This window comes from Cytobacillus oceanisediminis (assembly GCF_022811925.1).
Taxonomy (GTDB): domain Bacteria; phylum Bacillota; class Bacilli; order Bacillales; family Cytobacillaceae; genus Cytobacillus; species Cytobacillus oceanisediminis_D.
The window spans coordinates 954,847-967,200 of the sequence record NZ_CP065511.1; the positions used below are offsets into that span (position 1 = coordinate 954,847).

The following is a 12,354-nucleotide window of genomic DNA, read 5'->3' on the forward strand; positions in this document are numbered from 1 at the left end:
TTGTATAGGATGTATTTTTCATATACATATCTAAAGGAGAGTGTAACTTGTGAGCAAAACCTGTGTTCCGACTGGCATTGAACTAAAAGACACTGGCTTTGGATATACGTTGTCCTTAATAGGCGGTAAATATAAAATGATCATTATATATTGGCTGTCTGAACATAAGGTTATGCGGCATAATGAGCTGAAGCGAAGTATTGGTACCATTTCCTTTAAAACGCTAAGCATCATGTTAAAAGAGCTGGAGGCAGAGGGCCTTATCATACGCAAGGAATTTCCCCAAATACCTCCAAAAGTTGAATATTCATTATCTGACCGTGGTCTTTCTCTTGTTCCATTGTTAAATATGATGTGCGAGTGGGGAGAGAAAAATCGTTTGCCAGCTCTGGATAATGCAGAGTAAGCCTTGCTAACTTTTAAAATCAAAAGAAGTATTTCTCAACAAAAATACTTCTTTTTTATAGCTTTAAATAAGCGGCCTATTACAGGTTGTCAACAAAATTCAAATAATCCTGAGCGCTTTTTTCCAATTTGCTTGTACCCGGCTCATTTTCTTCTTCTTCGTTTCCACCCGGCTCACTTTCTTTGCCATAAAACGCAAAAAACGATCGATAATCTGCATTGCAGTACAAGAATGTCGTTTTAAATGGAACTAAAATTTGTTCAAGTGTATACTGATATCTCCCAGTTTCACTATAATCTTCTTTTTTGATTCCGGCAGATACACCTAAAGCTACTTTACGATTCTTTAATTTATCGCCTCCATTTGAACCATAAGCCCATCCATAAGCTAAAACATCGTCAAACCATTTTTTAAGGAGAGGCGGACAATTAAACCAATATATAGGGAACTGCAAAACAAGATTACCATGTGATTCAACCAATTTTTGTTCTTTTTCCACGTCTATGTTTCCATCAGGGTAAACCTTAGACAATTCGTGAACAGTATACTTTTCCGGATGTTTTTTCAGTTCTTCTACCCATCGCTTATTAATGACGGATGTTTCTATGCTGGGATGTGTTACGATAATAAGAGTTTTCAAAGACTTCTCCTCCTTAAGTAATATTTATATCTTAATGATAAAGTGAACACTACAAATATGTAAGTATGCACTTTTAGTACAGGTACTTACATAAAGGTTAGTGTTAAATCAGTCATAAAAATTTTTTCTATAAGGGAGGACCAGCGAACCAATCGCTAAGTAAAATAGCTACATTCTCAGGTCACCGTACGTAATGTGAAAAGATCGTGTACTAAGTCATTTTTTACCTATTCAAGAACAGGGCACTTTTCTTTAATAAGAAGGCGTCTTTTTGATATGCCCCTACACATTAAGGTATCTGATTTTGTTAAGGCAAAGAAATATTGTGAAGATTTTCACTTAAACTAAAGGGTGCATTACTTTAAGATCCAGCTGCCAACTCAGGCGGATTTTCCGGCCTGGGCTGCAGAAGTACAAATACAAGGACGAATTGCTCTATATAGCACTTCTAAGGACAACTTAGCATCTCAATCTGTGGCAAGGAAACTACAATTAGCTCAGTATGGAACAGACATTCATATAAGTTGATTAACACAGGACTGCTTTTGCATCTAATAGGGCAATAATCCAGGAGGGATTATTGCTTCTTTTGTTAAAGTCACTATTGGGCAAACGGGGCAGAATACTTCAATAAGATTTTGTATAATGACTATATAAAAAACTTAGGTTGGGGTGATTTGGTGTCAATAAAAGGCATTAATCATTTTTTATTTTCAGTTTCCAATTTAGAAGCTTCTATTGAGTTTTATAAAAATGTGTTTGGTGCAAAGTTGTTAGTTAAGGGAAAAAGTACTGCCTATTTTGATTTAAACGGTATATGGCTTGCCCTTAATGAAGAAAAGGATATTCCTCGTACTGAAATTTGCCAATCATATACACATATAGCTTTTTCAATAGAAGAAGCGGAATTTGATAATATGTACCGTAAACTAAAAGAATTGAAGGTAAACATCCTGTCAGGTCGTCCAAGAGACGAAAAAGATAAAAAGTCTATTTACTTTACTGATCCAGATGGGCATAAGTTTGAATTTCATACTGGTACTTTACAAGACAGACTAGATTATTACAAAAAGGAAAAAACACATATGGAGTTTTACAATTAAATGATTTTAGTTGGTTTGATGAGTTTTTGAAGGATTGCAATGTAACTGGTGCTTATATTCAAGATCAGCTGCTAATCAGACAGCTTTTTTCTTATTAAACTAAAGGGGCAGGCTAATTTAATGGAATTATTATCAGTTAATAATATTTTGTAAAGTGGTGAATTCATGAATATTATAGATAAATTTGGTGATGTACCTAAAATAGAAACGGAACGTCTCGTTCTTAGAAAAATCACATTAAATGATGCAGAAGATATGTATTTATATGCCTCGAATGAAGAAGTAACGAGATATGTAACGTGGGATACTCATTCTTCATTATCAGATTTTATTAATTCATTTTTACCTCAATATGATGCTCCATGGGGGATTGAGCTAAAAGAAAATGGTAAATTTATTGGAACAGTTCACTTTGTTTGGTGGCATCCAAAACACAATAGTGCTGAAATTGGATATGTTCTATCTAAAGAATACTGGGGCAAAGGGTTAATTACCGAAGCAGCAAAGGCAATCATCTCTTTTGGGCTCGAAAGTATGAACTTAGTTCGTATTCAGGCAAGATGCTTCTTAGAAAATGAGGGTTCAGAGCGTGTTATGGAAAAGTTAGGTATGTCTTTTGAAGGTATAAGTAGAAAAGTAATGTATGTTAAAGGGGAACATAAAGACTTAAAGGTGTACTCTTTATTAAAGTTTTAGAGTTTTTACCAAAGATTTAACGTAGTAAACAAATTATGTACTACCTTTTATTTTTTTTTGTTTCAACTGATGAACGTTATTTTACAACAGTCGTATTTAGATATAAAAGAAAAAAACGTAACCAGCGGGAATCTGCTCATCAATTTTACCGCAGGATGGGATATCAGGCAAAAACTACAGGGTTTGTTAAGAATTTTCAATGGCAGAATCAGATAATGGAGCCAACATACAAGTTTAATAAACTTATTTGTAAGAGAGGGCAGCAGCCTTCTCTTTTTTTGTATCTCCATGGGACAAACACCGTTCCCTTTTTTCTGCCTTTTCATAGCTTGTTACTAGCTTATGGGAAAGGAGGACAAACATGTTTGGATTTTCAATGATACAAATGGTTCGTACACATGCGGATAAGCTGGATTTGCAGCTCCGACAAGATTTGATTCACCTTTATACCCCTTTTAAATGGACACCCTGCTTTTTACATTCTCCTTTGGAAAAAGTACTGAAAAGAACCAAAAACTTTCCTGTAGTTGTGGAATTTAAGAAAGGCTGCAGTTTTTCTGATGCAGTAGAGGAATGTCATGCTGTTTCACAAAGGCATTTCAGAGCAAAGGTAAATAGAAGCTTTTCAAGCATTTCCTGCTGCAGTATGGATATGACGCCAGCCGCACTAGATGATCTATTAACCTCTTGCTCCCATATTCATAAAATCCATTACGATCGAAGAGTACAAGCACTGCTCGACGTCGCTACACCCTCTGTTGAAGCAGGAGAAGCGCTGAGAGAAAGCAATTTGCTGACAGGGCAAGATGTAACGATTGCCGTAATTGATACTGGAGTTTACCCTCACCAGGATATAGGGGATCGTTTAAAACATTTTAAAGACTTTATTAATAACCGTACAGCAGCGTATGACGACAATGGCCATGGTACCCATTGCGCCGGTGACGCTGCCGGTGATGGTACCGCCTCGGGCGGAATATATCGAGGGCCTGCACCGAATGCAAATATTATTGGTGTCAAAGTATTGGATAAGCTGGGTTCAGGTTCCCTGTCCACTGTCATGGCAGGGGTTCAGTGGTGCATTGAGTATAACAGCACCCCGGAAAACCAGCCGAAAATTGACATCATAAGTATGTCGCTGGGAAGTTCACCTGTAGGGGATCCGGAAGATGACATGATGGTAAAAGCGGTTAATGCAGCATGGGATGCCGGTATTGTTGTTTGTGTTGCAGCAGGAAATTCAGGTCCGAATTTTGGAACGATTGCCAGTCCTGGAATCAGCGAAAAGGTCATAACAGTCGGGGCCATGGATGATTGGAATACACCCGTTCGTGAAGGTGATATAATCGCAAACTTTTCAAGTCGTGGAACCCTATCAAGTCAGTTGATTAAGCCAGATGTTGTAGCACCTGGTGTAAATATCATATCATTACGGTCGCCAAATTCATATTTGGATAAACTGCAAAAATCAGCACGTGTGGGTACTGAATACTTCTCATTATCCGGAACTTCAATGGCAACGCCAATTTGTGCTGGAGTTGCCGCATTAATTCTAGAAAGCAACAGACAGCTGTCACCGGATCAGGTCAAAAATAAACTTATGACCGGTGCTGAAACATGGGGGAATCCCCAGAATGAAAATAATAAATATATATATGGAGCCGGTTATATAAGCGCCAAAAATTCAATCCTGGAAACAAACAATCAATAAAAATTCAAAGCGATTCTTCTAAAGGGAATCGCTTAATTCTATTATTAGGTACATACTAAAAGAAAAGAATTATCCGAAGGAGAAAAATATAACAAACCAACGTAAATTAGTAATATTTATTGCAGCAAGTTTGGATGGGTACATCGCTGCAAAGGATGAATCACTGGATTGCTTTTTAATGTTGAAGGGGAGGGCGATAACGGTTTTTCAGCTTTTTATAAAACAGATGACACAATCATAATGGGGAGAAAAACATATGACTGGGTTAATGAAGCACGAGAATGGCAAGTTTCCATATGAAAACAAAGAATGCTATGTTTTTTTTAATTTGTCCATAGGTACACTAAATATGTAAAGTTTATTAACCAAGGTCTAACCTCTTTTAGAGAAACTAAAGCACCAGGATGGAAAAAAATATTGATCGTTGGCGGAGGGGCCTTGCTGCATTCTTTTATAAAAGAAAAATTGATAGATGAAATCATCCTTACGGTTGCTCCTGCAGTAATTGGACGGGGAATCCCATTGTTTAAAGAAGGTGATTATGAACCTGAACAGATTTTCAAAAAACATTTAACTCAATAAGCACAACTTCTAATTAAATAAACGAAGGCTTATGTTCAAGACCAGCTGCTGAATTTTGCAGCTTTGTTTGTTCGACTACCATGAAAATAAGTTTCCTTAAGATTAGATAAATGACATTCCTTAAGAAGACCCTGCTTAATCGTTTAAAAAAAGAGGAGAGCGTTAAAATAATAAATCTATGGATTGGTTGACTGGATTAAGGTCAGTATCAGTATTGACACTTCCTATCCATTTTCATTCTCTGTGGTGAAGCGCTGATTTTTGCGCTTCATGGATGACTAACGGGTGATATTGACTCAGGAAGGATTAACGCATTTTCTATTCAAGTAAAAGTGCAGTTTAGTTGAAGAATAGTCTTTAGCTCTTATTCAACAATCGGTCCATTTAATTGAGTTAAGTGGTTGAAAAAAATCCTTACTTTTATATGCAGTAAAAAGTATTGTGAAAAATCAGAAAAAAGTGATTCATCAACGGTTTTTAAAGTTCTACATAAAATAAAAACGCCAATCCTCCGATTCATATGGGTTTGGCGTTTTTCTACCTTTATAGTTGTGTTTATGTAAACCTAAAATTGCATTTGCTTGTTTTTGCTCTGCCTAATTTTTACCTTTATCACTCACGTAGATATCACTATAGAATTTTTAGCCTAATGGTTGTTGAGAACCAGGTGGGACGTAAAAAGGTGGGACTTTAATCCATCCGCGCTTGCGCATTAAATGTTTTAATCTAGTCGCGAAAGCTAATTTTTCTGCTTGAAACTGAATAAACAATATACCTACATCTGTACGAATCGATTCTGAAGCAGCACTAGCAGCACGCATAATTAAGCTAATAATTTTTAAAGATAATTCGTTTGCAATTACATCATCCGTTAATTTAACACCGAAAGGAACACTGTTAGGGTCTGATTTTGGCATATCTTCAGGGGCAGAAGGCAATGTAATTCCTTCCTTAATCATAAAATCATGAAGTCGTTCCCTCTGACTGTTCCCTAGTTTCATGTCTTCTTCAAGTATTGCTTTTAGTTCATTATCCGTCGTGGTATTTATACCTGCTTGAACAGAAACTTTTGCTAATTCAAGGCCTGCTAAGTAAATCCAGCATGCCATCACTTCTCCAACATGAAGAGGTTGATCTTCATCTTGATCTGTCATCGATTTCATGGTATCCATAACTGTTTCCCATACATTTAGCATGTGATCCCTCCTGATTTTTTAGCTTATTTACTTATATTGTTTGTTGCATATGAATATCTATTCAACAGGTGAGAATGAGAACAATTAGGGAATGCTTGATCACAATTGTTGCCATAAGAAAAAACATGTTAAGTAAGAGGACGTCTTTTTGTAATGCTCCAACACATTTAAGAGATTAGATATTGTTAGGTAAAGAAAAGATTGTGAAAATTTCCATTTAAACTAAAGGGTGTGTTGATCCAAGAAGGATTAATCGCCTTTTTTGTTGTATTCCTTATTGGACTAACGAAGCGGATAGTTGAAGAAGAAATAAATGGTGATTTGCCTCTAAACAAGAAGGAGGAAATTTATATGCTCTTTATGCTGATTGTCAAAGCCTCGAAGAATTCGGAAGCCGGTCAGCTCCCGAGCCCTGAACTCATGGAAGCTATGACGAAGTACAATGAGGAATTAGTCAAGGCAGGCGTGCGGGTTATGGCTAAAGGACTCCATCCAAGTTCAAATGGGATTCGCATTTCGTTTCCGCATCCAGGGGAAAAGCCGGTGGTTACCGAAGGCCCATTTACAGAATCGCAAGAATTGATTGCCGGCTTCATTCTGATTGATGTGAAGTCGAGGGAAGATGCCATCGAATGGGCCATGCGGATGCCGGACCCCCAAGGACATGGGGAAGGTCAGATTGAATTGCGTCAAGTATTTTAGGCATCAGAGGGAATAGGCGGAATGGTTTTACTGTTGTACTAACGGGGCAGGTTAGCATTCCTGTAGATCGTTATTTTTGAGCTTTGAAAAAAATAGGGCTCCTCAGTAAGATATGAGTAAGACACGACTCTAACTCAAACTTAGGAGGAACCCTTACTATGAAGTTTAAAATGCAGGACAAACAAAATCAACTAATAGAAAGAATTACTGATAAACATCTTGTGGTTGGTGTGGATATTGCACAACAATTTCACGTAGCCAGAGCAGTGAATTTCCGTGGGATTGTAGTAGGAGATCCAATCACTTTTCCAAACAACGAAGAGGATTTTCGTCCCTGTTAATCTGGATTAATAGCATTAAAAGATTACATAAACTTGAGGCTGCCATAGTTGGTATGGAACCTACCGGTCATTATTGGATTAACCTTTCTAAATGGCTGATGAAACAAGATATTGAGGTAGTGACAGTTAACCCTCATTTGGTGAAAAGAAATAAAGAAAACCGTGATAATACCCAATCAAAGAGTGATAAAAAAGACGCTCTTGTAATAGCCGATATGGTGAAGAACGGTTACTATGCCTTTGTGAGGAATACTTCTGAGTCGTTTGAAAAGCTCAGGGTGCTCATGTCAAATCGGGATGTCATTGTTAAGAGGCTTGTAAGCTCGATTAATCAATTGAATCGCTGGGTGGATATTGTCTTCCCCGAGCTTAGGCAAGTATTTAAAGACATCACTGCTAAAGGGGCCATCGCAACACTTCGGCTTTTCACATCTCCGATGGAACTGGGTTCCATGAAGCCTGAAGAGATCGTGGCCGGGTGGAAGTTACTGATGAAGCGACAGCCTGGATTAAAGAAAGCCTATTTACTCCTCAATGTAGCCAGGAAATCAGTTGGTACAAGGCAAGCATTAGAAGCTTATAAATTTCATCTTGAACAATTACTCGAAGAGTATGACCTTGCGATTCAACAACTTGAAAGAGTTGAGCTGGCAATTAAGGATGAACTACCTAAAATTCCTTTCGCGAATAAGTTACTTATGATTAAGGGAATTAGTGAAATTTCGTTAGCTGGTATTTTAGGGGAAGCAGGAGATTTAAGTGGTTTTTCACACGGCAACTCTTTACTTCGCCATGCAGGACTCCATCTAGCCGAAGCCAGTTCAGGGAAGTGGAAAGGGCAAATTATCATTTCAAAGCGTGGAAGATCAAGGTTAAGACGTTTCCTCTATTTAGCTACTATGAGTCTGGTAATGAACAACCCGGAATTTAAAGCCCTCCACTCGAATAATGTTAAGGTCAAGAAAATGAAAAAAATGAAATCTATAATGAAGCTGATCGGGAAGTTAGCTAGGATCTTTGTAGGGATAGCGCGAAAAAACGAAGCTTATTGTGCCAAGAAGGTCCAGCCGTTAACTGAGTTGGCAGCGTAGTTCAATTCACTTTTTCTCGAAGAGAATCATTACCCCTTATATTTTTAAAGGTCGAGTGTTGGCTTATTCGCAGGATTTCAAATATGTACGGAGTATCAGGTTTGTTCAACAAAAGGGCACTGACCCATCAGGTTAGCATAACTGGCCTCCACCCCTTGGATAGGCATGACGAAGGAATGAGAGGGCAATTGACCCGTTGAGACATGGGAGGGAAAGCCTCCAAGGGCTGGCGTGGAGAAGTACATCATATGGTAGAATTTGGAGTGTAATCCTACTCCTCTATTTAACTATGTCTTCACGTAGCCATTTGTCCAGAATCTACTTTTTTCAATTTAGAAATATATATCCATGGAAGATGAAATCCTGCGAATAAGCGAGCATTCGTGAGTAAACCGTATTAAACTGAGGGAGTTAAATAAGTCCATATCCAATTAGAACTTCTATAAAATTGGAAGTTCAATTTTTCCGCGAATATTAACGATAAACTATAAAAAAACTAAATAATTAAAGAATAGGAGTAATGTTAGAAGGCATCATTATTTCGTGTATTCTGGTTACAAATGAATAATGAAAATGTTTTTGTCAATTTAAAAGGGAGACATATTCAATAACTTACTTTTTGGAGGTATAAGTAATGGCTAAAATTCCTATTAGACCAATTATTAAATTTACTAAAGAACAAGGGCCAAAGGCTGGTAAATTTGTGAAAGAAAATTGGAAGGATATTAGTAAAGTAATTGCGGGTGGTGCGATAAATCAAATAACTAAAAACAGAAAAGAAGAAAAACTAAATCAGGAAATATCATTATAGAAAAATGCGTTATTTTCAATATCAATCTGAAGAATTACCAAATTTAAATAATAAAACGCGGAAAGAATTACTACAATGTAAGATAGAAATTGAACAATTTATTCAACAAATAGAAACTGAGGAAAATAAGGGACTTGCTATAAAAACCGGTTCACTCCAAAGAATAAACAATTGGAATAATATTCTTATTCAAATTGAAGATAAAATGTCGGCAAAAGATTATCAAGAATTGTTACTTATTTACAATGATCCAAATTATCAAAGCAAATATTATGAAGGATTTGAAAAATTTATAAGTAATACAAAAAAGTAATAGAACAGGGGATATGGAAGAGCTGTATACTTATCTTCAAGCAAAAACCAATAAAGATAGAACCACAATTGAAAAAGATTTCCAGAGCTAGATTGACATATAAAAATATAGTAAGTCTGTCGACAATAACTAATTGAAATAATATATTGTATTAAACTTGAATCATCATCAATAGCAGTAGACAAATAAACAATTAGAAAATTTAAAAAGTAAAATTTGTTTGAAAATTATTACGCTTTTTGTTGAATTCAACTAACAACTGCTTATGTTCAAGATCAGCTGCTAATCTTCAGCTTTTTTCATATTGAACTAAAGGGGCAGGTTAGTGAAAGAGGGCGTTTCCAAAAAACAGGAATTCTTTTAGTAATACAGAATATTTGTTATGAATAAACTTTGAGTTCCGGGTGTAGTACATGGTTATTAAAAGTGGGTGGCCGGGAGAAATCCTGGCTTTTTTTAGTTAAATGAATCTCTATCTTATGTTTCCAAAATTTTTATTTAAATTTAACTTTTCTTTGAGTATAATTATCTAAATTACTCATAAAGGATGGACACCATGTTCAAAAAATTCTTTGGAAGAAACTATACAGTTGCTGACTTCTGGATTTGGTTTGAAAAGAATTCACAAGACTATTATCGGTTAAAAGAAGAAAATTTAAATTCATTGTTCAACAAACTAAGTAAACAGTTATCTAAGATAAATGATGATTTAGCATTTGAATTTAGTGCAGATCTTATAGAAGGAAAGAGAGAGTTTATAATAAGCGCTGATGGCATCTTGTCTGCCTTTCCAGACGTCATTGACCTTGTTGAAAATGCACCCCAACTTGAAGGCTTTAAAATAATTGCCTTTCGCCAAAAAAGTGCTGTTGATGATATTTCCACTATAGAATATGATGATATAAGTTTAGGGCCTGATGATGTCTATTTCACTTACAGAAAAAATGGTGATACTTTAGACATTGTTCTATATCTCAGAGGCTATGACTCTGATTTTGAAGAATGGGAAAATGCTGCCTTTATATTATTAGACACTATTATTGGAGAGTATGATGTTGCTACTAAAATAGGAAGCATTGATATGCTACCTTATAAAGAAAGTCCTAATTTAAAATCCATTTTAGAATTACCTTCATTAATAGATAAGGAAGTAAGGGGGATAAGCTTATAAGGCTTATCCTTTATTAGATAGCAGCTCTTATTGTACTAAAGGGGCAGTTTAATAGAAGAAGATAATATAAATATTAATGAAAGAGGATGTCTTGAAATGGTTACTCGGAATGTTATTGAAAATGATTATAATAAAGTAATAGATGTTATTAATGATTGGTGGGGAGGTCGGGAAATGAAACATTTGTTGCCTCGATTATTCTTCGAACATTTCCAATCGACGAGTTTTATAGTTGAAGATGAAGACAAAAGTTTGTCGGCTTTCCTTATTGGATTTGTCTCTCAAACACATCCTAACGAAGCTTATATACATTTTGTTGGTATTAATCCTGAACTTAGAAATAAAGGATTAGCAAGAGAATTATATAATTTATTCTTCTTAAAAGTTCGTAATTTAGGGTGCGATACAGTTAAATGTATAACTTCTCCAGTTAACGAAGGTTCGGTTGCATATCACAAGTCAATGGGTTTTACTCTTACTTTAGGAACGGATTATGCTGGAAAAGGACAAGACCGTATTTTATTCTCTAAGTACATAGGTTAACATTTTTATCATTTTAAAGTCGATGTGTTTTAGCTAACGGGTGAAAGAGTTGAAGATCCAGCTAGGATTAGCAGCTCTTTTTTCTTATTCGACTAACGGGGCAGTTTAGTTTAATAAGGGAAATAGTTTATGTAGATAGAAAAGAAGGCTCCTGAAATAGCATAAAGGGTTCCGTTTTGGGGTGCATAATCTATAAATGACAATAGAAATGTCCTGTGAATTGGTACAGGACATTTTGCAGTAATTGAACGAACCCGTGGTATTGCACGCAACATTAGCCAACTCTTGAAGGAGTTCTTAATAGAGAGTCGTTTCATCAAAACGGGGCATGTTAGTTGAAGAAGAACATAGAATACTAAGGTGCAATGCTAGATGCTTAAGAGGCATTATTATCTCTTAAGCATCTGGAATCATTGTAATAGCAACTGTTCGAACTGCAGTATCTTCTGCATTATTTTCACTTGTATTATGATAGTACTTATTAATTAATTCATTTAATTCATTTTGGAATTGCTTGAATTTTTCATCATCTAACGCTAACGCGGCTAAAGAAAAAGTAGCACTATCCTCTGAATTGTTTTGTTCTTCTAATTTTTTAAGATAACTTTGATATTGATACAAAAGAGATAATTGGTAGTAAGTAACATAATCAAGTTTCTGCTGTTGCGATGCTTTTTTCCATTCCTCCGCATCGATTTTAGCCTCATCTTCTATTAAAGCATAATATTTTTCAGAAACTGATTTCACTTTTTTTCTTTAATAACGTGAATAATTCCAGAATCCATCATAATTTGTAACTGTCTATATAGAGTTGCTTGAGGTACATCTTTAATGATTTTGACCATTTCTAAAGGTGTTAATCCATTTTCTTTATTTCTCATTAATGATTGGCAAATTTTCATTCTAACGGGATGCATTAAAACATCAACTTTATTGACCATAATATCCTCTTATTCATCCAATTTTTCATTCCTATTATAAATAATGAGAATTATTATTGCAATCATCCAACTTTTTATTTATCATTATCGATAATGATAATGAAAGT

12 protein-coding genes and 2 pseudogenes are annotated in these 12,354 nt (G+C 35.6%); 11 read left to right on the forward strand and 3 right to left on the reverse strand.

Annotated elements, in window-relative coordinates; translation table 11 throughout:
* The first annotated feature begins 49 nt into the window (after positions 1 to 49).
* Positions 50 to 406: a winged helix-turn-helix transcriptional regulator gene (locus tag IRB79_RS04980; RefSeq protein WP_243507073.1), complete on the forward strand. Its 357-nt coding sequence runs from the start codon at positions 50 to 52 to the stop codon at positions 404 to 406.
* A gap of 79 nt (positions 407 to 485) precedes the next feature.
* Here IRB79_RS04980 and IRB79_RS04985 read toward each other — a convergent pair whose 3' ends face one another.
* Positions 486 to 1,046, reverse strand: coding sequence for an NAD(P)H-dependent oxidoreductase (locus IRB79_RS04985; protein ID WP_243507074.1), 561 nt, complete (start codon positions 1,044 to 1,046; stop codon positions 486 to 488).
* Positions 1,047 to 1,726: 680 nt separating this feature from the next.
* Here IRB79_RS04985 and fosM point away from each other — a divergent pair.
* From fosM to IRB79_RS05010, 4 genes are all read left to right on the forward strand, one after another.
* A complete protein-coding gene (fosM, locus tag IRB79_RS04995; RefSeq protein WP_243507075.1) occupies positions 1,727 to 2,149 on the forward strand; it encodes a FosM family fosfomycin resistance protein in 423 nt (140 codons plus the stop codon).
* Between the two features lie 165 nt (positions 2,150 to 2,314).
* Positions 2,315 to 2,845 carry a GNAT family N-acetyltransferase gene (locus tag IRB79_RS05000; RefSeq protein WP_243507077.1) on the forward strand — a complete coding sequence of 177 codons (531 nt, stop codon included), beginning with the start codon at positions 2,315 to 2,317 and terminating at the stop codon, positions 2,843 to 2,845.
* Between the two features lie 361 nt (positions 2,846 to 3,206).
* Positions 3,207 to 4,556 carry a S8 family peptidase gene (locus tag IRB79_RS05005; RefSeq protein ID WP_243507078.1) on the forward strand — a complete coding sequence of 450 codons (1,350 nt, stop codon included), beginning with the start codon at positions 3,207 to 3,209 and terminating at the stop codon, positions 4,554 to 4,556.
* Positions 4,557 to 4,973: 417 nt separating this feature from the next.
* Complete coding sequence (locus IRB79_RS05010; protein ID WP_243507079.1) at positions 4,974 to 5,138, forward strand: dihydrofolate reductase family protein; 165 nt, start codon at positions 4,974 to 4,976, stop codon at positions 5,136 to 5,138.
* A 641-nt stretch (positions 5,139 to 5,779) separates the two neighbouring features.
* Here IRB79_RS05010 and IRB79_RS05015 read toward each other — a convergent pair.
* Positions 5,780 to 6,334 carry a DUF3231 family protein gene (locus IRB79_RS05015; RefSeq protein WP_243507080.1) on the reverse strand — a complete coding sequence of 185 codons (555 nt, stop codon included), beginning with the start codon at positions 6,332 to 6,334 and terminating at the stop codon, positions 5,780 to 5,782.
* Positions 6,335 to 6,685: 351 nt separating this feature from the next.
* On the opposite strand from IRB79_RS05015, the gene IRB79_RS05020 reads away from it, so the two are divergent.
* The 6 genes and pseudogenes from IRB79_RS05020 to IRB79_RS05045 all read left to right on the forward strand — a co-directional run bounded on the left by IRB79_RS05020 (position 6,686) and on the right by IRB79_RS05045 (position 11,306).
* Positions 6,686 to 7,036: a YciI family protein gene (locus tag IRB79_RS05020; protein WP_243509240.1), complete on the forward strand. Its 351-nt coding sequence runs from the start codon at positions 6,686 to 6,688 to the stop codon at positions 7,034 to 7,036.
* A 158-nt stretch (positions 7,037 to 7,194) separates the two neighbouring features.
* Positions 7,195 to 8,468, forward strand: a pseudogene (locus IRB79_RS05025) (IS110 family transposase).
* Between the two features lie 634 nt (positions 8,469 to 9,102).
* Positions 9,103 to 9,279, forward strand: a complete 177-nt coding sequence (locus tag IRB79_RS05030) for a hypothetical protein (RefSeq protein WP_243507081.1) — start codon at positions 9,103 to 9,105, stop codon at positions 9,277 to 9,279.
* Between the two features lie 4 nt (positions 9,280 to 9,283).
* Complete coding sequence (locus IRB79_RS05035; protein WP_243507082.1) at positions 9,284 to 9,592, forward strand: hypothetical protein; 309 nt, start codon at positions 9,284 to 9,286, stop codon at positions 9,590 to 9,592.
* Positions 9,593 to 10,148: 556 nt separating this feature from the next.
* Positions 10,149 to 10,763, forward strand: coding sequence for a hypothetical protein (locus tag IRB79_RS05040; protein ID WP_243507083.1), 615 nt, complete (start codon positions 10,149 to 10,151; stop codon positions 10,761 to 10,763).
* 96 nt (positions 10,764 to 10,859) lie between these two features.
* Positions 10,860 to 11,306 carry a GNAT family N-acetyltransferase gene (locus IRB79_RS05045; protein WP_243507085.1) on the forward strand — a complete coding sequence of 149 codons (447 nt, stop codon included), beginning with the start codon at positions 10,860 to 10,862 and terminating at the stop codon, positions 11,304 to 11,306.
* 396 nt (positions 11,307 to 11,702) lie between these two features.
* On the opposite strand, the pseudogene IRB79_RS05050 reads toward IRB79_RS05045, so the two are convergent.
* Positions 11,703 to 12,247: pseudogene (locus IRB79_RS05050) on the reverse strand (helix-turn-helix domain-containing protein).
* Positions 12,248 to 12,354 lie beyond the last annotated feature (107 nt).